The sequence below is a fragment of the Actinorectispora metalli genome, from assembly GCF_056323685.1.
In genome coordinates this window covers 1,892,611-1,912,295 of sequence record NZ_JBREYE010000001.1, presented here as the reverse complement: position 1 = coordinate 1,912,295, position 19,685 = coordinate 1,892,611, and the positions used below count along the sequence as shown (strand labels likewise).

Genomic DNA, 19,685 nt, shown 5'->3' with positions numbered 1-19,685 from the left:
TGTTGTATTTACGATCTTGTTGGAAACGAACAGTTTTCGGCTTCCGTCGCCACGCCCGGACCGTGCATGAATGCATAACGTGACGAATCGGTCACCGGGGCGGCGGCTCGCCGACCCCGGGAACCTCCCAGCTAGGAGCGATTCAGGTAACGATCGACTCGGTCTCGACGGCGTCGTCGGCGATATGCGAGCCGAGTGCCTCCAAAAACGATCTAGCCCACCGATCGACATCGTGGGTGAGCACCTGCCTGCGCAATGCGCGCATTCGCCTGCGCCCCTCGGCCGGGTCTATCGAGAGCGCGTCGACCAAGGCGTTCTTCACGCCGTCCAAATCATGTGGATTCACCAGGAATGCACTGGTCAACTCCGCCGCGGCACCGGCGAATTCGGAGAGCACCAGCGCGCCGCCCAGATCGAACCGGCAGGCCACGTATTCCTTGCATACCAAGTTCATCCCGTCGCGCACCGGAGTCACCACCATGACGTCCGCCGCGGAGTAGAACGCGGCGAGCTCGGCCCGGTCCACCGACTGGTGCAGATAGTGCACCGCCGGATAACCGACCCTGGAGAATTCGCCGTTGATGCCGCCGACTTCGCGCTCGATGTCCTCGCGCATCTGCTTGTAATGCTCGACCCGCTCCCGGCTGGGGGTGGCGAGCTGGATCATCACCACGTCCTCGGACTTGATCCGCCCCTCGCCGAGCAACTCGCGCAGCGCGGTCAGCCGGACGTCGATGCCCTTGGTGTAGTCCAGCCGGTCCACGCCGAGCATGATCTTCTGCGGGTTGCCCAGCTCCTCGCGGAGCTGTTTGGCCCGCAACTGCACGTCCCGTCGCCTGGCCAGCTGGTCCAACGCCATCGAGTCGATCGAGATCGGGAACGCGCCAACCCGCACCGGCCGGTCGCCGACCTGCACCACGCCCGGCCTGGTCCGCACGCCGACGGCGCCCCTGGTGGGTTCGAGGCCGACCAGCCTGCGGGCCAGCCACAGGAAGTTCTGCGCGCCGCCGGGGCGGTGGAAGCCGACCAGGTCGGCGCCGAGCAGGCCTCGGATGATGTCGGCCCGCCACGGCAGCTGCATGAACAGCTCCACCGGCGGGAAGGGGATGTGCAGGAAGAAGCCGATCCGCAGGTCCGGCCGCTGTTCACGCAGCATCGCGGGCACCAGCTGGAGCTGGTAGTCCTGCACCCAGACGGTGGCGCCCTCGGCGGCGACCTTGGCGGTGGCGTCGGCGAAGCGCTGGTTGACCTTGACGTAGGCGTCCCACCAGCGGCGTTCGAACACCGGCGGCGCGACGACGTCGTGGTAGAGCGGCCAGAGCGTGGCGTTGGAGAAGCCCTCGTAGTAGTCGGCGACCTCGGTGGCGGACAACATCACCGGGTGGATGTGCAGGCCGTCGTCCTCGAACGGGTCCACCGCGACGTCGGAGACGCCGGGCCAGCCGACCCACGCGCCCTTACGGGCCCGCAGCATGGGCTCCATCGCGGTCACCAGGCCGCCGGGACTGTGTTTCCAGCGCTGGCTGCCGTCCTCGGCGCAGACCAGGTCAACGGGCAGCCGGTTGGCCACCACGATGAAATCGGCTCCCGTCTGCACTCCGCCGCGAATGTTCCCACTGGGGCCGCTCACCGGGTCTACGCCTCCTTGTCGAACACGGGCTGCTACGCGGTGATTCGCTTTTGAGGCTAACGGCATTTCGACGGCATGGCTTAATGGCGTCGCATCGATCACACTGGACCGTTCATGCCCGGTTGGCGCCTTGTGAAGCGTTCATCCGCAGGGCCGGATGTGCGGTTGATACCCGCATTGCGGCGCAGGCACACATTTGTGCGCAAAATCAACTATCCATGGCGGATCGCGTTTAGTCCAGACGTCTGCGCGCAGGCCGCAGCGGACCCGCCATCCTGGGTCCGGTGAAGCGGCGCTCCAACCGCCCGATTCCGGTGCGCACCGGCTGCGCCAGCCATTCGCCGAGCACCACGCCGCCCGCCAGCGCGATGGCGATACCGACCGCCAGCATCAGCGTCGTCACGCCCTCGTACACCTTGCCCTCCACCGCGAGGTGGAACAGGCCGCGGTAGGTGGCCAGACCGGGCAGCAGCGGCGTCATACCGGACACCGCCACGACCAGCGGCGGCATCTTCAACCGGCGGGAGATGACCCCGCCCGCGAAGCCGATCACCAGTGCCGCACCGGCGGTGCCGGGCAGCGGCCCCACACCGCCGACGGTGAGGGCCGCGTAGGTGGCGGCGCCGAGTGCGCCCGCGGTCGCGGAGACCACCAACAGCCGCGGGGTGGCATAGCTGGCCAGCGCGAAGAAGGCCGCGGCCGCGCCGCCGGCCAGCGCCTGCAACGGCACCTTGGCCACCGTGGCGGGCAGCGGTTCGGCCACCGAGGCGTCCTGGACGCCCAGTTCCACGCCGAACCGCACCGCGAGCACCACGCCTGCCACCAGGCCGCTGGTCATCAGCAGGATCTCCATGGCCCGGCCGGAGGCGGTGACGTTGTAGCCGGTGATCGCGTCCTGGGCGGTGCCGACCACGGACAGCCCGGACAGCAGGACCACGATGGCCGCCGCGACCGCCAGCGAGGACTCCTGGAGGTTGATCAGACCCGCCGAGTAGAGCCCGAGCGTCGCCCCGGTGGCCACCGCGCCGCCGACCACCTGCTGGAAGAAGAACGGCAGCCCGCGCTGGTTGAGCAGCCTGCCGATCCGGTCGATGACGCCGGTGACGCCCGCCGCGAGCAGCACGATGGGCAGCTTGGCCCCCATCAGCACGGCGATGGCGGCGGCCATCGCGGCCCAGGCCGCGGTGGCGACCCAGCGGGGATAGGGGTGCCGGGCCGAGGTGATCCGTTCCAGTTCGGCGTAGGCCTCACCCGCCTCGACCTCGCCCGCGGTGATGAGCCGCAGTAGCTGCTCGGTCGCGGCCAGCCTGCTGTAGTCCATGGACCGGTTGCGCACCACGCGCAGGGTCGTGATCGGCGCGGCGTCGGTACCGCGGTGGCAGCACACCGTGATGGAGGTGAAGATGACGTCCACCTCGCAGTGCGGCAGGCCGTAGGCGTTGGCCACCGCGAGCACGGTGGCGGTCACATCGGCCGCGCCCGCGCCGCTGGCCATCTGCACCTCGCCGACCCGCAGCGCGAGGTCGAGCACGAGGTGGATGCGGGAGTCGTCGGGCAGGTCCGGACCGTGCAGCTGGTCCGACACGTCGAGATCTCGCTGGGCGGGCACCGACCGCCACGTGGTCTCGACCGGAAGGTCGCGACCACGCCGGACGACTCTGGCCCTACCGGCGAAACCCACGGCTCTGCCCACCTCTCCTTGCTGGTTGAGTCCGCCCACGGCGGGCGGCGTAACGGTCCGGTTCCAATTCGACCATCGCACGGGAGTGCTCGGGCGTCACATCGACGACGCAAGTCACACCGGGTGTTCCACCCAGCGAGAATGATCTTCCAGCGGCCGGTGCGAGAACTCGGGTGCGCTCTGGCTTACGATGAGAGACGTTGTGGACAGCGCCGGCATAGCTCAATCGGCAGAGCACTCGCCTTGTAAGCGAAAGGTTAGGGGTTCGATTCCCCTTGCCGGCTCCAACACCCTGTGACCTGCGACAGCGGTCGGGGTCGGACGGGAGTTCGTACAGCGCTCGGTGACACGTCAGGTGTGTGATCGAGTCCGACGATGGGAAGTGCTGGTCGTGATCGGCCAAGACGCGCGGGCACTGGTGCCGATGCGCCTGGAACATCTCGCCGCCGTGCTCGACCTGGGCAACCGGGTGTTCGACGTCTCCGCCATGCCCTACACCTCCTGGTCGCTGTCCAGCGTGGCCGTGCACCTGGACGCCCAGCCGGACGCCTGCTGGGTCGCCGAGAGCGAGCACGGGGTAGCGGGTTTCGTGCTCGGCTCCATGTCCTACGACGAGCGGGACGACTGGGGCTATCTGGAGTGGATCGCGGTGGACCCGGCGTTCCAGGGTCAGGGTCTGGCCCGGCAGCTGGTGGATCGCTCGTGCGCGGCACTGTTCCAGGCCGGTGCCTCGCGGATCATCACCGACGTCGAGCAGACAAACGCCGCATCGGCCGGGCTGATGCGGCGGGTGGGCTTCACCGACAGCGTCACCGTGACGTTGTTCGTACGGCACGCGGCGGGTCCAGCTTCGGAACGGCCGGCGAGGGCGGGGCGGGGAACCGACCCGGCCAAGGCCCGGCTGCAGGCCGCGGTCCGGCAGTCGCGCTGAGCCCGCGTTCGATCTTCCGGAAACCCCGGCGTAACACAATTGGGTGACCAAGGTCACTAGCGCCTTTTCGAAATGTGGCCTGTAACGCTGCTCCGCATTTCCGCGATGAGTTCGACGGCGACAAGGGCGCCATAGGTTATGGCGAGAACGGCCTCGGGATTTCCGCTGGTCGATCGCAGGTTTCCGGCGACATTCGCCGCACGACAAATTTCCCGGCAATAACATCAAGGTCGCCTTTTCGCTATAACTTGTGGTAGCAATCACTAAATTACCGGCGTGTTGACAGGCTCTTAACGGGATTACCCCGGGATAAAGCTGCGACACATCAGTGGCTCTGTTACGTTCCCTTTCATGTCCGACGAGCACTCAAGCCCCGAGGCCGCCGGTCAGGTTTTCACGCCCGACCTGGTAATTGACTTCCCAACCCCGGCCGATGGAAAAGAACTCTGGCGAATCGCCAGAGACTCAGGCGTGCTCGACCTCAACTCTTCATACTCCTATCTACTGTGGTGTCGCGACTTTTCCCAGACGTCCCTGGTTGCCCGGATTGACGGGGAAATCGGCGGATTCGTGACCGGTTACATTCGTCCGGAAGCGCCCGACACCATTGTTGTGTGGCAGATCGCGGTGGATGCCGCCCACCGAGGGCACGGCATCGCCGCACGGCTGCTGCACCAGCTGCTCGCGCATACCGGTGCCCGCTACCTGGAGACCACCATCACCAGGGACAATGCCGCGTCGATCAGGCTGTTCTCGGCACTGGCCGACGACCGCGGCGCCGCATTGGAGCGGCGCGGGCTGTTCGAGAGAGAAATGTTCCCAGACGGGCATGACCCGGAAGAACTCTACCGTATCGGCCCGCTGAGCGACCCCGCATAGACAAGGCCGTTCGGAGGCGAGGATTCGTGTTCAACGTTTTCGAAGACCTGGAATCTGAAGTCCGCAGTTATTGCCGTAGCTGGCCGACTGTTTTCAACTACGCATCCGGAACCTGGTTGCACGACGAAAACGGCAGGCGCTATCTGGACTTCTTCGCCGGTGCCGGTGCTCTGAACTACGGGCACAACAACCCGGTGTTGAAACGCGCATTGCTGGATTACCTCGAGCGCGACGGCGTCGTACATTCGCTGGACACCGCGACGGTGGCCAAACGCGAATTCCTGGAGACCTTCAACGAGGTCGTGCTCAAACCGCGCGAACTGGACTACAAGGTGCAGTTCCCCGGCCCGACCGGGGCCAACTCGGTGGAATCCGCCCTGAAACTGGCGCGGAAGGTGACCGGCAGGCAGGCGGTCATCAACTTCACCAATGCCTTCCACGGCATGACCCTGGGCGCGCTCTCGGTCACCGGAAACTCCATGAAGCGCGGCGGCGCCGGAATTCCGCTGGTGCATGCCACGCCGATGCCGTTCGACAACTACTTCGACGGCACCATGCCCGACTTCATGTGGTTCGAGCGGCTGCTGAAGGACGCAGGCTCCGGCCTGAACGAGCCTGCCGCGGTGATCGTGGAGACCGTGCAGGGCGAGGGCGGCATCAACGCGGCCCGCGTCGAGTGGCTGCACAACCTCGCGGAGCTGTGCAAGCGGCACGAGATCCTGCTGATCGTCGACGACGTGCAGATGGGCTGCGGCCGAACCGGCCCGTTCTTCAGCTTCGAGGCCGCGGGCATCACCCCGGACATCGTCTGCCTGTCCAAGTCCATCGGCGGTTACGGCCTGCCGCTGGCATTGACCCTGTTCAAACCCGAGCTGGACATCTGGGCGCCGGGCGAGCACAACGGCACCTTCCGCGGTCAGAACCCGTCCTTCGTGACCGCCACCGCCGCCCTGCGGGAGTACTGGACCAGCGACAAGCTGGAGAAGAGCACCCTGGCCAAGGGCGAGCACATCGGCCGGGCGCTGCAAGGCATCGTCGACTTCTACCCGCAGGCGGAACTGCGCGCGAAGGGCCGCGGCTTGGCACGCGGGCTTTCCTTCGGCGACCCGGGCCTGGCGGGCAAGGTCTGCAAGGCCGCGTTCGACCGCGGCCTGCTGATGGAGACCTCGGGCCCGAACAGCGAGGTCGTCAAGCTGATGCCGCCGCTCACGCTGACCGACGAGGAGGTCGAGCACGGACTGCACCTGCTCGACGAGTCGGTGGCCGCGGTCTGCAAAAACTGAGGGAGAGGAGCCCATCGTGATCGTCCGCTCGCTCAGCGAGATCGAGGACACCGAGTACGACGTGCGCACGCCGAACTGGCGCAGCAGGCGCTTGGTGCTGGCCAAGGAGGGCGTCGGTTTCTCCGTGCACGACACCGTGCTGTACGCGGGCACCGTCAACGACATGTGGTACGCCAACCACATCGAGGCGGTGTACTGCGTCGAGGGCGAGGGTGAGCTGCTGGACAAGGAGAACGACCAGGTCCACCCGATCTCCGCGGGCACCCTCTACCTGCTCGACGGCAACGAGCGGCACCGGCTTACCTGCAAGACCGACATGCGCATGGTCTGCGTCTTCAACCCGCCGGTGACCGGCCGCGAGGTCCACGACGAGAACGGCGTCTACCCGCTCGTCGTGGAAGAGACCACGTCCTGATCTTTGCGATAGGGGAGGAACACCGCGATGACCGTCATGGACTCCGCAGGCGGATTCATGGCCGGAAGCAGTACCGAGGACCGCTACCGCACCCGCGTCTCGGCCCGGCCCGAGCTGATCGGCCGGACCGACCCGACGGTGTGGCCGGGGGTGAACAGCGGCCCGATCGACCCGACCACGCTCGCGTCCTACGACGCCAAGGGCTTTCTCACCATCGAGGGCCTGCTCAGCCCGGCCGAGGTGCAGAGCTACTGGGCCGAGCTTCAGCGCCTCGCCTCGGACGATGAGCTGAAGAACGACGAGCGGGTCATCGTCGAGAAGACCTCGCGGGAGGTGCGCTCGATCTTCGAGGTGCACCGGATCAGCGAGGTCATCGCCGAACTCGCCCGCGACCCCCGGGTGCTGGACCGGGCCCGCCAGATCCTCGGCTCCGAGGTCTACATCCACCAGAGCCGGATCAACTTCATGCCGGGCTTCACCGGCAAGGGTTTCTACTGGCACTCGGACTTCGAGACCTGGCACGCCGAGGACGGCATGCCCGCGATGCGGGCGGTCAGCATGTCGATCGCGCTGACCGACAACTACCCGTACAACGGCGGGCTGATGCTGATGCCCGGCGCGCACCGCACCTTCGTCTCCTGCGTCGGCGAGACCCCGGACGACCACTACCGGTCCTCGTTGCAGGAGCAGGAGATCGGGGTGCCGGACCAGAACAGCCTGACCAAGCTGGCCGCCGAGTTCGGCATCGACCAGTTCACCGGCCCCGCGGGCAGTGCGCTGATGTTCGACTCGAACTCCATGCACGGCTCTGGCAGCAACATCACCCCGTTCCCGCGCTCCAACATCTTCCTGGTGTTCAACAGCGTGGAGAACACCCTGGTGAAGCCGTTCGCGGCGGCCACGCCGCGGCCGACGTTCATCGCGGGCCGCGACTTCACCCCACTCAGCCGCTGAACACCCGTGAGCGGCAGCCAGGGTGTCACCCCGGTTGCCGCTCACAGGTTTGAGCGGGGTTTCATCATGCGAACTCCCCTCTGCCGGTGTGGGATAGGTGCACCACCACGAAGCACCTAGGGGAGATCCATGTCCGTCGACACTGATGTCATCGAATTGATCCTGGACGACCACCGCCGGTTCGAGGCGTTGTTCCGCAACCTCCGGATGAACGAGGACCGGGGCAAGGCGCTGGATGAGCTGTCCGCGCTGCTGGTCGCGCATGCCGAGGCCGAGGAGTCCGAGGTCTACCCGGTGCTGCGGCGGAAGAAGGACATCGACGCCGAGGACGTCGACCACGGTGCGGAGGAGCACGCCGAGGGGCACCAGGCGCTGTTGGCGTTGCTGGAGGCCAGGGACTCGGGCGACGAGGAGTGGGACGAGAAGCTGGAGGAACTGGTCCAGTCGATCAACCACCACGTCGACGAGGAGGAGCGCACGATTCTGTCCGAAGCCAAAGACAGCGTCGACGCCAAGCGCCGGGCCGAACTCGGTGCCGCCTTCAAGCGGGTGCGGGACGCGATGATGGAGAGCGGCTGCGGCGACATCGACAAGGTGCGCCAGGTTGTTGCCGCCACCAAGGATCGGGTTGATCACTAAGAAGTTGATCACTAAGGGATGTGATCCAGCTATCACTACTTTCTGTAGATCCTGATCCGGTTTCTGTGGCAATTGGGTGGTTGACCCGCTGGTTTGTGTCCGCTTCCTGAACACCCGATGACTTAGTGGTTGTGTCAAGGGCTCCCAGTGGGTGGACTTTCGCTGCTACCGTCCCGATGGGCTACAGGTAAGGAATCCGGGGGAGGACAGCGATGGGCGCGCCCGCGAGGTCGCAGGGCTCGGGTACGAACTACCTGGCTTTCGATCACTTCACGCTCAGCCGCTGGGTGGCGGAGAACTTCGGCGGCACCCCGCTGGCCGAGCAGATGCCGGAGCCGGTGCGTTTCGATCTCGCCGACGAGTTGCGTGTCATCGCGGCCAGTCCGGACCCGCTGACGCTGCACCGCAGGGCGACCGCGCTGCACGCCAAGTACGCCAACAGCCAGCGGGCGCACTGGGAAGCCGCGCACTACCTGTCCTCAATGGACATCCAGCTTGCGGAGACCGGGGTGCTGCCGCCGGGCGCGGCAGAGCCCGAGCCCGCGTTGGACGAGACGGCCCGCTTCGACGCGGTGCGGCCGGAGGCCGAGCCGGTGTCCCCGCTGGAGGCCATGGTCAGCGCGGCGCATGTGGAGGACTCGGCCGACCTCACCGTCGACCTGCGCGACCTGCACCTGGCCGAGCCCAGCCGCATCCGGCCCTACCTGACCGGCGAGGACACCACCCCCGCGCCGCCCGAGCCGGTGCCCGCGGAGACCCCGTCGGAGACCACCACCGTGCTGCGCCCGGTGGACCGCGCGCCCTCCCCGTTCCCTCGCGAGACCACGGCGGACGACGCCAGGGGTTACGGACCCGAGGCGGGCTTCGGCCCCACCCGCCCCACCCGAGTCGACGACGTCGACGACGCCCCGGTGACGCCGGGGGAGATGTTCCTGCGTGCCAACGCCATGGTTCCCGAGGGCGACCGGCTGGTCGCCGTCGGCGGCCGCGGACCCACGGCCCCCCGGGTGGACTGGATGGCGCCCGCCGACGACGTTTTCGGCGCGGACCTGGTCTCCCCGCCCGTCATCGGCGGTTTCCCGGGTAACCGGTGATGCAGCCCGCCGCACCGACCCAGTCGGGGTTCCACCTCTCCCCCGCCGCGCTGGATGTGCTCTGGGAGTACCTCGAGGTGCACGGCAGGCCCTTTCCGCTGGACGTGCCCTATCACGGCGCCACGGAGGACGAGCGGGCCGCGCTCGGCGAGCAGGTGCTCCTCGATCTGCAGAACCGCGGCCTGGCCGTCGGCGGCGAGTTGGACCCCACCGTCGGGCGGGCGCTGCGGATGCTGGCGGGCGCCCCGGTCACCATCGCGGTCGCGGGCGTCACCGAGTTGGAGAGCCGGACGCTGCTCACCGGCAGGCTCGCCGCCGACCACGAGCACGCCGTGCGCGGGGTGCTGGACCCGCTTGGCCTGCGGGTGACGTTCCTGTCGCCCGGCGAGATCGCCGCCGCCGCGGTGGCGCTGCTGCCGCAGGTCCACCAGGTGGAGGAGGCGCCGGAGACGCCCGCGCAGCAGGACATCACCGGCCTCGGCCAGTTCCTGGTCATCGGCACCGACGCCGCGGGCGAGCCGATGCCGATGCCGCCGGTGTCCTGGTTGGACACTCCCTACGGCCGCTACATCAACTTCCAGCACGACGAGACGAGCGGCCAGGCGGGCGTCACCTATGCCAGGACGGATACCGTGCGGATGACCGCGCAACTGAACGGGCTTCTGGGCGTGCTGGCGTACGGGTGAGGGTGGTCTAACCCATTCAGTCTGGTGGTCCAGACCGCCGATGAGGCCAAGCGTCGCAAGGCTATGGCCCAAAGGTATGGATCAATCGAGTGAATCGGGTGCAATCGGCGTAGCGTCGCGAACCGCTCAATCGATGTACACCCTGAGCGCGGCACGCCCCCCGACCGCGCTCCCTTACTTTCTCCACGAGGCCGAGCGGAGTGGCGGTGCCGAGCAGGTCGACAGTACCGCCCCAGCAGCGGCGTCTGCCCAGGCTGTCGGCACCCGCGTTATCGGCGACGGGTTCCCTCGCGCTGGTGATCGGCATGGTCGTGGGCTTCGGCGTCGGCCAGCACACGGCCCCGCAGCATCGCGAGCCCGCGTCAGGGGCGCCCGCCGACCAGACCAGTCCGACCATCGCGGTTCCCGCCAGGCGGCCATCGAGCACGCCGACACCCGGCACGATCACCGTGGCGCAGAAGCACCTCGCGGGTGCGCCGAGTTCGCCCGCGGTGCCCACCACCGCGACCACCAGCCTGCTCGGCCCGACCGCGGTGCCCGCCGAGGCCACCACCGCGCCGCCGGTGTCCACCCCGGCGACGCAGACCACCACCACCACGGCACCCCTCGAGGCGCCTCAGCAGCACTGAGCCGAGTTCACCAGCGGCGCCGACACGCTTGACCGCAGGCGCTGCTTGGCCTCCTCCGGTGCGCCGATGGCGTCCATGCCCAGCAGGGCGGCACCCAGCACCGGCGGGGCGGTGACCACCTTGACCCTGGCCAGCGGTGCGACCGCGACGCAGCGTTCCTCGATGGCGGCGATGACCTCGGGCCCCGCGCCGGTCAGCACACCGCCGCCGAGCAGCACATCGATGGGCTCGGCCAGCAGGTCGAGGCTGCGCAGGCTGACCGTGGCCATCAGCGCCACCTCCTCCACCATCCGGTCGATCAGCTCGCGGGCGACCTTGTCGCCCAGCGCGGCGACCTCGAACAGCAGCGGGCACAACGCGTGCAGCGCGTCCCGGCCGATCTCCTCGAAGTGCAGCTGTTCCACCAGCACGGCCGCGCTGTCCACCTCGAAATGCGCCAGCACCGCGGGCAGCAGCGCGGTGCGCGGACCGCGGCCGTCCTCGGCGCGCACCGCCCACCACAGCGCCTCGCTGCCCAGGAACGCCCCGCCGCCCCAGTCCCCGGAGATCCGACCCAGTGCGGGGAAGCGGTGCACCCGGCCGTCCGGGGCCACCCCGAGGCAGTTGATGCCCGCGCCGCACACCACGGCCACCCCCGCCCCGGTGTCGGTGCCCGCGCGCAGCAGCGCGAAGGTGTCGTTGCCGACGGTGGTGGTCAGCGACCAGCCGCGGCGGATCGCGGCCTGTTGCAGCATCTCCTCCTCCCGGGGCAGGTCCGCCCCGGCGAGGTAGGCCGCGGTGTGCAGGGCGATCGGCTCGGTGCCGAACACGGTGCCCGCCTGCCGGGCGGCGTCCTGGATGAGCTCCTCGAAGATCTCGAAGCTGCGTCGCACGCCCACCGCGTGCGGACAGCCGCCGGGGCCGCGCACCGACCCGAGCACCGACCCGTCGCCCGCGACCAGCAAAACATCGGTCTTGCTGTTGCCACCGTCGATGGCCAGCACCGCGACCGGCGGGCTCACCGTGTCACCCAGGGCAGGTGGTCGGCGTTGGCCCGCAGCAACTCGTCGGTCAGCCGGTCCGCCAGGCTGTACTGGCCGACCAGCGGATGGGCCAGCAGCGCGCGGGCCACCCGGTCTCGTCCGCCGTGCAGCGCGGCCTCCAACGCCAGGTGCTCATAAGCGGTGACCTGCGCGATCAGCCCGGCGTAGGCCGGTTCCAACGGCCGGACGGGCAGGGCGCGGGCGCCCGCGGCGTCGACCATCGCGGGCACCTCGATCACCGCGTCGTCGGGCAGGAACGGCAGCGTCCCGTTGTTGGGCAGGTTCACCACGTGTTCCTCGGCGGGTGCGCCGCTGGTCAGGGAATGCACGAGCTGGACGGCGGCTTCCGAGTAGTAGGCGCCGCCGCGCTGGGAGAGCTCCGCGGGCTTGGTGTGCACGGCGGGGTCGGCGTAGATGCCGAGCAGCTCCTTCTCCACTCCCGCGACCAGGTCGGCGCGCGGTGGTTCGGTGCGTTGTTCGGCGACCACCTCGTCGTGGCAGTAGAAGTACCGCAGGTAGTACGAGGGCACCGTGCCGAGCAGCCGCAGCAGGTCGGCGGGCAGCTTCACATGCTTGGCCAGCTCCTCGGCGCGGTCGGCGAGCAGCGCGGGCAGCACGTCGGCGGTCGCGTTGGGGCCCTGCACCCGGACGCCGCGCACCCAGGTCAGGTGGTTGAGCCCGACGTGGTCCAGTCGCACCGTGTGCTGCGGGATGGCCAGCAGTTCGGCGACCCAGCGCTGGAAGGTGATCGCCACATTGCACAGCCCGACGGCCTGGTGACCGGCCTGGAGCAGCGCCCTGGTCACGATGCCCACCGGGTTGGTGAAGTTCACGATCGGGGTGCCGGCACCGCAACGGCGGCGCACCCGCTCGGCGATGTCCAGCACCACCGGCACCGTGCGCAGCGCCTTGGCCAACCCGCCGGCGCCGGTGGTCTCCTGGCCGAGGCAGTCGCAGGCCAGGGGGAACGTCTCGTCGGAGCGCCGGGCCCGCTGGCCGCCCACCCGCAGCTGGAGCAGCACCGCGGCGGCACCGTCCACACCGGACTCCAGGTCCGCGGTGGTGAGCACGGTGGCCGGGTGGTCGGCGGCGGCCAGCATCCGGCGGCAGAACGCGCCGATGACCGCCAGCCGCTCGGCGTCGGGATCGACGAGCACGATCTCGCTGACGTCCAGGCTGGTCCGACGGCCCGCGATGCCGTCGACAAGCTCGGGCGTGTAGGTCGAACCGCCACCGACAACGGTGAGTCTCATGCCAGTCCCTTCATCCCTTGATCCCGGTGAACGTGATGCCCTTGACGAAGGAGCGCTGGGCGAAGAGGAACAACACGACGGCGGGCAGCAGGACCAGCACGGTCGCCGCCATGGTCAGGTTCCACTGCACGGCATGGGCACCGCGGAAGGAGGCCAGGGCCACCGAAAGCGGCCAGTTGTCGGGCCGCTCGCCCGCGTAGAGCAGCGGCCCGAAGTAGTCGTTCCAGGTGTAGAGGAAGCAGAACAACGCGGCCGCGGCGATGCCGGGCTTGGCCATCGGCACCACGACCCGCAGCAGGATCTGCCACTCCGAGCAGCCGTCCACCCGCGCGGCGTCCACATAGGACTGCGGGATGGTGAGAAAGAACTGACGCAGCAGGAACACCGAGAAGGCGTCGAAGAGGAAATACGGCACGATCAGCGGCACCAGGGTGCCGGTCAGGCCGAGGCTGGACCACAGGTCGTACAGCGGCACCGCGACCACCTGCGGCGGCAGCAGCATCGTGCCGATCACCAGCACGAACGCCGTCGCCCTTCCCCGCCAGCGCAGCCGGGCCAGCGCGTAGGCGGCCGGGATCGCCGACAGCAGCATGCCCGCGGTGGCCAGCAGCGAGTACATCAGGCTGTTGCCGAGGTAGGCCAGCAGCGGCACCTTGGTGAAGACGGTGACGAAGTTCTCCCAGTGCCACTCCCGCGGCCACAGCTCCGAGGTCAGCGACTGGTGGTCCGACATCACCGCGGTCAGCAGGATGAACACCACCGGCAGCAGGAAGCCAAGGGCGAGCGCGATGCCGAGTGAGTGCACCGCGATCCAGTACAGCGCTCCGCCGCGTCTCATGAGGCCTCCTCGGTTGCCACCCGCATGCGCCGGATCAGCACCGCGGTGCAGGCGAAGGAGACGATGAACAACACCGTCGCCATGGCGGCCGCGTAGCCCATCTGGAAGTACTTGAAGCCCTGTTGGTACAGCCACATCGGGAACGTCAGCGTGGAGTTGTCCGGGTAGCCGATGAGCCTGCTGTTGCCGGTGAACTCCGCCGCGCCGGAGGCGACCGAGCCCGCCACCAGCGACTGCGTGAAGTACTGGAGGGCGAAGATGATGGAGTTGATCACGCCGAACACCAGCACCGGAGCGATGCAGGGCACCGTGATGTGCCAGAACCGTCCGACGGACCCGGCACCGTCCAGTTCGGCCGCCTCGTACAGGTCGTGCGGCACGTCCAGCAGCGCCGCCAGCATGATGATCATCAGCTCGCCGCTGCCCCACAGGGTGAGCAGCGTCAGCGCCGGTTTGGCCCATGCCGGGTCGTTGAACCACAGCGGACCCTCGATGCCCAGCCACCGCAGCACCGAGTTGACCGGACCGGCACCGGGGTTGAACAGGAACGCGAACGCCAGCGTCGCCGCCACCGGCGGGGCCAGTGACGGCAGGTAGCACAGCGTGCGGATCAGCCCGACGCCGCTGCGCAGCCGGGCGATCACCGAGGCGACGCCGAGCGCGAAGATCACCCGCAGCACGGTGAGCACCACGATCAGCCACAGGGTGTTGTACGCCGCGGTGCGCACCACCTTGTCGCCGCCGAAGAGGTATTCGTAGTTGCGCAGGCCGACGAACACCGGGGCGTTGATCAGGTCGTAGCTGGTGAACGAGAAGATCACCGTGGCGATCAGCGGGTAGGCGAAGAACAGCAGGAATCCCAGGATCGCCGGGCTCAGGAAGGCCAGCACCACCAGCCGGTTGCGGCGGGCGCGGGCCGCCCGCCGCGGCGCCGGGGCGGGCGGCGGGGCGGTCCGCTGGAGGGTCGCGGTCATCGGCGGTGCTACTTGCCGCCGACGGCTGCGCTGTCGTTGATCTGCTTGGCCACGTCCCGCAGGCCCGCGTTCAGGTCGCCGACCTTGCCCGCCTGCCAGGAGGCGGCGAAGTCCTGCACGAACTTGATCTGCTGGGCGCCGTTGGCGCTCGCGGGCGTGCCCGCGAGGTGCGGGCTGTTGATGATGTCGGTGAACGTCTTGAACTGCTCGGTCATCTCCAGCTTGTCGCTGCCCAGCGCCGCCTTGGTGGTCGGCACGTTCTTCAGCCCGTTGGCCAGCTTGACCAGCGCCTCGGTGTCGGTGGTCAGGTACTTCACGACCTCCCAGGCCGCGCCGGGGCTCTTGGCGCCCTTGGGCAGTCCGGCGATGGTGCCGGTGGTGTACCCGCCGCCGTGGAGGTCGCTGCGGGAGTCCAGCACCGGGAACGGCGCCGTGCCGTAGGAAAGCTGCGGGGCCTGCGCGCCGAGGAACGCCGTGCGGTACTCGCCGTCCAGCATCATCGCGACCCTGCCGCGGTGGAAGGCGTTGTCGGCGGAGTACTGCTGTCCGGCGCCCGCGGTGAACTTGGTCAGTTTGTCGTGGCCGTAGAAATCGGTGAGCTGCTTCTGCCAGCTGAACAGTTCCCGCCAGCCGGGGTTGGCATCCAGGGTCGACTTGCCGTCGGCGGTTTCCCAGTCGGCGCCGAAATACGGGGCGAGGATATGCGGACGGTGGTTGTAGAAACCGATGGTCGGGACGAATCCGGCGACCTCGATGGAACCGTCCGGGGCCAACTTGGTGAGCTTCTTGGCCGCCTCGGTCAGTTCGGAAATCGTCTTCGGCGGCGCGGGGATTCCGGCCGCGGCGAACATTTCCTTGTTGTAGTAGAGCCCGTACACGTCGGTCAGCAGCGGCATCGCGCAGCGCTTGCCCTTGTGTTCGGTGTAGGTGCGCACCGCCTGCGGGATCTGGTCCAGATCCACCTTGTCGCGCTGGACGTAGGGCCCGAGGTCCTGCCAGGCGCCGCTGGCGCAGAACTGGCCGAGGTTCTCGGTGGAGAAGGAGATGGCCACATCCGGAGCGTTCCCGCTGCGGATGGCCTGGGTGATCTTGTCGTCGTCCTGGGCGCCCAGGCTTTCGATCTTGATGTTGGGGTGCTTGCTCTCGAAGTCCTTGAGCACCGAGTTCAGCGCGCCGAGTTCGCGTTCGTCGGTGAAGGGGTTCCAGACCTTGACGGTGACCTGCTCGTTCGCGCCGGGCGCCGCGGCGGGTTGCTGGTCGCCCGACCCCGCGCTGCACGCCGCGAGCGTGAACACGGCCGCCGCGGCAAGCAGCGATCTATTAGTAAAGTTGCCAGACATATCGTGCTCCTGACGGGTCGCAGGGGGAGAAGGGGCGGGAGCCGTTACAGGGCTGAACTTCGCACGGCCGGATAGACCTCCGCGGGGGCGCTCGGCAATCCGAACACCTGCTCACGCGCCACGCCGAGTGCGGCGTGCAGGGCGCCCGCCCGCACCGGCTGACCGGTGATCTGTGCGGGCTCCACCGGTGTCGTCGGCTGGATGAGCTTGCCCAACTCCGCCGAGACGAGATTGCACAGCGTGGTGCCGCCCGCCTGCCCGGTCTCGCCCGCCAGCAGCACAAGCTGCGGGTCGACCACGCTGATCACGCCTGCCACCCCGGTGGCGATCCAGCGGGCGAGGTCGTCCAGGAACGGCCTGCCGTCCTTGCCCAGCGTCAGCGCTTTGCTCACCGCGGTCCAGGAGTTGCGGGTGGTGATCCCGTGCTCCCTGGCCAGCGTGGTGATGGAGCGGGAGCTGAGCAGCTTGCCGAGCCGGGTACCGTCCCGGCTGATCCCGGTGTCCTGCTTGGCCAGATCGGGCACGGGCATCCAGTCGAACTCGCCCGCGCCGCCGGTGGCGCCGCGCAGCAGGGTGCGGTTGATGACCACCGCCCCGCCGAGTCCGTGGCTCAGCCAGATCAGCACGAAGTCACGCACGTCCGCGGCCCGTCCGCCGGTCATCTCCTCCAGGGCCACCAGGTTGACGTCGTTCTCCACCGAGACGTCGACACCGAGCAGTTGGCAGAGCTGGCCTGGCAGGTCGAAGCCCTCCCAGACGGGCAGGTGCGGGGCGAACCGCAGGTGGCCGGTGCCGGGGTCGACCGCGCCCGGCGAGCCGACCACCAGGTGGTGCAGCTGGCGGGTGGTCAGGCCCGCGATGCGGGCGGCCTCGGTCACCGCGGAAGTGAAGGCGTCCAGCGCCTCGGCCTGGTTGTCCCTTGGCACCTCGGCCTGGTGCTCGGCCAGCACGGCGCCGGTGATGTCGGCGATGGCCACGTTGACCGCGGCGGGGGTCAGGTCGGCGGCGGCGACGTAGGCCAGCGCGCCGTTGACGGCCCAGAGCTGGGCGCGGGGGCCGCGGCTGCCGCCGCGTTGTCCGCTGCGCACCACGGTGCCGGTGGCTTCCAGCCGAGCGAGCAACTGCGCGGTGGCCGGTTTGGACAGCCCGATCAGCTGCTCCAACTCGGCGCGGGTTAGCGGACCCCTGGCGAGAAGGGCCTCTATCGCCGCGCGGTCATTGATTTCCCGCAACAGCCGTGGGCTACCCGCGCGCAACTGATCACCCCGATTAGTACACTTCCCAGACGGTTCTCCCGATCGGGTACATCGTGCCACGTGAAGTCAACAGTTGAGCTGTTTACATTGCACTAGTTATCTGCGAGTTATCGCCACGCCCGTCCACGCTATAGGTCAACATTATCGCGGCGTGATACGGCCGTTCGGTCCTGGCGACCCTACTCTTGCGCAATCTTGATCGGCAGTACCGGCCCGAGACCGCATTGCCCACAGCGGCTACCCCTTTGGACCGACTTAGGTAAAGCTATGTTCGTGACTGATCAGCGGGTGGCAGGTCATGCCGACGGCGAATCGCTGGCGACGCTGCTCGGCGGACGCAAGGGCACGGTGGACGCCACCCTCCCCCCGGTCGCCTTCGTGCTCGGCTGGCTGCTCAGCGGCCGTGACCTGCTTATCGGCTCGATCGCCGCGCTGGTCACCGCGGCGCTGCTCGGCGGCTGGCGGATGCGTCGCGGCGAGAAGCCGCGGGCGGTGCTGCTGGGGCTGCTCGGTGTGCTGGTCGCGGTCGCGGTGGTCCTCTGGACCGGCCGCCCGGAGGACTTCTTCCTGGTGCAACTGGCCGCGAACGTGGGCAGCGCGGTGGCCTGGCTGGGCAGCATCCTGCTGCGCTGGCCGCTGCTGGGCGTGGTCGCGGGCGCCGCTCTCGGCCAACGCACCCGCTGGCGCCGCGATCCCGATCTGCTCCGCGCCTACAGCCTGGCGTCGTGGGTCTGGGTGTGCCAGTACCTGATCCGCATCGTCGTGTTCGGCACCCTCTGGTGGGCCGGTGCCGTGGTGGCGCTGGGAATCGCCAGGGTTGCGCTGACCTGGCCGCTGATCGCGGCCTGCCTCGCCGTCAGCTGGTGGGTTTTGAAGCGAGTCCTGCCTGCGGGACACCCGGGGATTCGATACCCCCGTACGCCCGCACCTGCTCCGGAGCGAAGCTGAACAGCCGCGAGTGCAACGTCAGCGCCTCGCACTCCGACAGCAGCGGCCGCGCCGCCAGCCAGGCCGCGCCTGCCGCGGCATCGGTGGCCGTGCGCACCAGGTAACCCCGAGTGGCCAGGCCGCAGCGCAGTTCGTCGCCCAGCGCGTTTCCCGCCTTGGTCAGGCTGCCGCCCAGTACCAGCGGGCCGCTCGTGTCCTGATGCGCCGATTCCACCAGTTCGAGCAGGGCGGCCACGCCGCGCCGCACGATGTTCTGCGCCACCGCGTCCGCCCGAGCCGTGCACCAGGTGACCAGCGGCGCGTACTCGGCGAGTCGGATCGGCGGCGCGGTGTGCACGGCGGTGGTGATCCTGGCAAGCAGCGCGTCGCGTCGTTCTGCGCCGACCTCGCAGTGCTCCCCGACGTGCTCGCCGGTCGCCCTGGACACCACCGCGGAGCACAGCAGGCTGTGCGGGCCGCTGCCTTCCATGCACGCCAGGGTGGCCCGGAGCGCCTCTCGGCCCAGCCAGAACGCCGAGCCCTCGTCGCCGAGCAGCCAGCCGTGCCCGCCGAAGGTCCCGGTCAGGTTCCAGTTACTGATGGTGGCGGCGATGGAGCCGGTGCCCGCCACCAGCACGCTGCCCGCGGGCGCCTCGGTACCGGCGGCGAAGGCCACCTGGCAGTCGCTGACGGTCTGCATCTGACAGCGCAGGCCGGTGGCCCGCCAGGCCTGCTCGTAGAGCGCCCACACCGTGGCGTCGGAGAGTTTGCGCAGGCCCGCCATGCCGAGCACGCCCGCGCGCACCTCGGCCGGGTCCACATCGCGCAGGGTCTCCGAGATCGCGGCCCGAAGCTGGTGCGAGGCGAGGTCGGGCGGATGCGCGTTGGGGTTGCCACCCGCGGCATTGGCCTTGCGGGCCTCGCCGGTGGTGAGGTCGACCAGGCGGACGCGGGTGGTGCTCGCGCCGAGGTCGACTCCGATCACGTAGGCCATGCCGCCTCCGGGGGGAGAGGTGCGGCGCTGTTCATGAGGCCTCCGCGGCGAGGGGATTACGTCGGCGCGTCATCATGCCGCCGCTCCCCGCCATCGGGCTAGCCCCCGATACCTGGTGTTCAACTCGTTCACGCCCAGCCTGTCCGAGATGTCACATACACGCCAGACCGTGTGCGGATCCCGGTCGGACGTGGTCACGTCGCCGGTGACGGCCACAGCACCCCCGCGTGCTCCGTTGTTCCGTTGACCAGTATGCGCCA

19 protein-coding genes and 1 tRNA gene are annotated in these 19,685 nt (G+C 68.8%); 11 read left to right on the top strand and 9 right to left on the bottom strand.

The window, feature by feature from the left end; genetic code table 11:
* Nucleotides 1-142: 142 nt before the first annotated feature.
* Both ACU6XJ_RS08780 and ACU6XJ_RS08775 read right to left on the bottom strand, forming a co-directional pair.
* On the bottom strand, nt 143-1,630 hold the full coding sequence (locus ACU6XJ_RS08780) for an alpha,alpha-trehalose-phosphate synthase (UDP-forming) (protein WP_476308382.1): 1,488 nt from the start codon (nt 1,628-1,630) through the stop codon (nt 143-145).
* A gap of 232 nt (nt 1,631-1,862) precedes the next feature.
* Entirely contained in the window at nt 1,863-3,323 is a 1,461-nt protein-coding gene (locus tag ACU6XJ_RS08775) for a threonine/serine exporter family protein (protein WP_476308380.1), read from the bottom strand.
* A gap of 199 nt (nt 3,324-3,522) precedes the next feature.
* On the opposite strand from ACU6XJ_RS08775, the gene ACU6XJ_RS08770 reads away from it, so the two are divergent.
* The 10 genes from ACU6XJ_RS08770 (at nt 3,523) to ACU6XJ_RS08725 (ending at nt 10,821) form a co-directional block, all read left to right on the top strand.
* Nucleotides 3,523-3,598: transfer RNA gene (locus ACU6XJ_RS08770), tRNA-Thr, on the top strand.
* 95 nt (nt 3,599-3,693) lie between these two features.
* Nucleotides 3,694-4,242: a GNAT family N-acetyltransferase gene (locus tag ACU6XJ_RS08765; RefSeq protein ID WP_476308378.1), complete on the top strand. Its 549-nt coding sequence runs from the start codon at nt 3,694-3,696 to the stop codon at nt 4,240-4,242.
* Nucleotides 4,243-4,593: 351 nt separating this feature from the next.
* Complete coding sequence (gene ectA / locus ACU6XJ_RS08760) at nt 4,594-5,121, top strand: diaminobutyrate acetyltransferase (protein ID WP_476308376.1); 528 nt, start codon at nt 4,594-4,596, stop codon at nt 5,119-5,121.
* Nucleotides 5,122-5,147: 26 nt separating this feature from the next.
* Nucleotides 5,148-6,404 (top strand): diaminobutyrate--2-oxoglutarate transaminase, encoded by a 1,257-nt coding sequence (gene ectB, locus ACU6XJ_RS08755; RefSeq protein WP_476308375.1) that lies wholly within the window; start codon nt 5,148-5,150, stop codon nt 6,402-6,404.
* Nucleotides 6,405-6,420: 16 nt separating this feature from the next.
* Complete coding sequence (locus ACU6XJ_RS08750) at nt 6,421-6,819, top strand: ectoine synthase (RefSeq protein ID WP_476308373.1); 399 nt, start codon at nt 6,421-6,423, stop codon at nt 6,817-6,819.
* 27 nt (nt 6,820-6,846) lie between these two features.
* Nucleotides 6,847-7,773 (top strand): ectoine hydroxylase, encoded by a 927-nt coding sequence (gene thpD, locus ACU6XJ_RS08745; protein ID WP_476308372.1) that lies wholly within the window; start codon nt 6,847-6,849, stop codon nt 7,771-7,773.
* 129 nt (nt 7,774-7,902) lie between these two features.
* Nucleotides 7,903-8,412, top strand: a complete 510-nt coding sequence (locus tag ACU6XJ_RS08740) for a hemerythrin domain-containing protein (protein WP_476308370.1) — start codon at nt 7,903-7,905, stop codon at nt 8,410-8,412.
* Between the two features lie 212 nt (nt 8,413-8,624).
* Nucleotides 8,625-9,506, top strand: a complete 882-nt coding sequence (locus ACU6XJ_RS08735) for a hypothetical protein (protein WP_476308368.1) — start codon at nt 8,625-8,627, stop codon at nt 9,504-9,506.
* Nucleotides 9,506-10,192 (top strand): ESX secretion-associated protein EspG, encoded by a 687-nt coding sequence (locus tag ACU6XJ_RS08730; protein ID WP_476308366.1) that lies wholly within the window; start codon nt 9,506-9,508, stop codon nt 10,190-10,192. Before ACU6XJ_RS08735 ends, ACU6XJ_RS08730 begins: the two co-directional genes overlap by 1 nt.
* A gap of 206 nt (nt 10,193-10,398) precedes the next feature.
* The gene (locus ACU6XJ_RS08725) at nt 10,399-10,821 is read left to right on the top strand and encodes a hypothetical protein (protein WP_476308365.1); all 423 of its coding nucleotides are present in this window, start codon (nt 10,399-10,401) and stop codon (nt 10,819-10,821) included.
* Here the strand turns inward: ACU6XJ_RS08725 and ACU6XJ_RS08720 are convergent.
* From ACU6XJ_RS08720 to ACU6XJ_RS08695, 6 genes are read right to left on the bottom strand one after another with little or no spacing between them, the layout of a single operon-like run.
* On the bottom strand, nt 10,809-11,822 hold the full coding sequence (locus ACU6XJ_RS08720) for an N-acetylglucosamine kinase (RefSeq protein WP_476308363.1): 1,014 nt from the start codon (nt 11,820-11,822) through the stop codon (nt 10,809-10,811). The two genes, ACU6XJ_RS08725 and ACU6XJ_RS08720, sit on opposite strands and share 13 nt — an antisense overlap.
* Nucleotides 11,819-13,096, bottom strand: coding sequence for a 6-phospho-beta-glucosidase (locus ACU6XJ_RS08715; protein WP_476308361.1), 1,278 nt, complete (start codon nt 13,094-13,096; stop codon nt 11,819-11,821). Before ACU6XJ_RS08715 ends, ACU6XJ_RS08720 begins: the two co-directional genes overlap by 4 nt.
* A 10-nt stretch (nt 13,097-13,106) precedes the next feature.
* Entirely contained in the window at nt 13,107-13,934 is an 828-nt protein-coding gene (locus ACU6XJ_RS08710) for a carbohydrate ABC transporter permease (RefSeq protein WP_476308359.1), read from the bottom strand.
* Nucleotides 13,931-14,908, bottom strand: a complete 978-nt coding sequence (locus tag ACU6XJ_RS08705; protein WP_476308357.1) for a carbohydrate ABC transporter permease — start codon at nt 14,906-14,908, stop codon at nt 13,931-13,933. The genes ACU6XJ_RS08710 and ACU6XJ_RS08705 overlap by 4 nt, the downstream gene beginning before the upstream one ends.
* Nucleotides 14,909-14,916: 8 nt before the next feature.
* Nucleotides 14,917-16,248, bottom strand: coding sequence for an extracellular solute-binding protein (locus ACU6XJ_RS08700; protein WP_476308355.1), 1,332 nt, complete (start codon nt 16,246-16,248; stop codon nt 14,917-14,919).
* A 44-nt stretch (nt 16,249-16,292) separates the two neighbouring features.
* Nucleotides 16,293-17,480, bottom strand: coding sequence for an ROK family transcriptional regulator (locus ACU6XJ_RS08695; protein WP_476308353.1), 1,188 nt, complete (start codon nt 17,478-17,480; stop codon nt 16,293-16,295).
* Between the two features lie 297 nt (nt 17,481-17,777).
* Here ACU6XJ_RS08695 and ACU6XJ_RS08690 point away from each other — a divergent pair, with 297 nt between their 5' ends.
* On the top strand, nt 17,778-18,452 hold the full coding sequence (locus ACU6XJ_RS08690) for a DUF3159 domain-containing protein (protein ID WP_476308352.1): 675 nt from the start codon (nt 17,778-17,780) through the stop codon (nt 18,450-18,452).
* Here the strand turns inward: ACU6XJ_RS08690 and ACU6XJ_RS08685 are convergent.
* Nucleotides 18,361-19,425 carry an N-acetylglucosamine kinase gene (locus ACU6XJ_RS08685; RefSeq protein WP_476308350.1) on the bottom strand — a complete coding sequence of 355 codons (1,065 nt, stop codon included), beginning with the start codon at nt 19,423-19,425 and terminating at the stop codon, nt 18,361-18,363. The two genes, ACU6XJ_RS08690 and ACU6XJ_RS08685, sit on opposite strands and share 92 nt — an antisense overlap.
* Between the last annotated feature and the right edge of the window lie 260 nt (nt 19,426-19,685).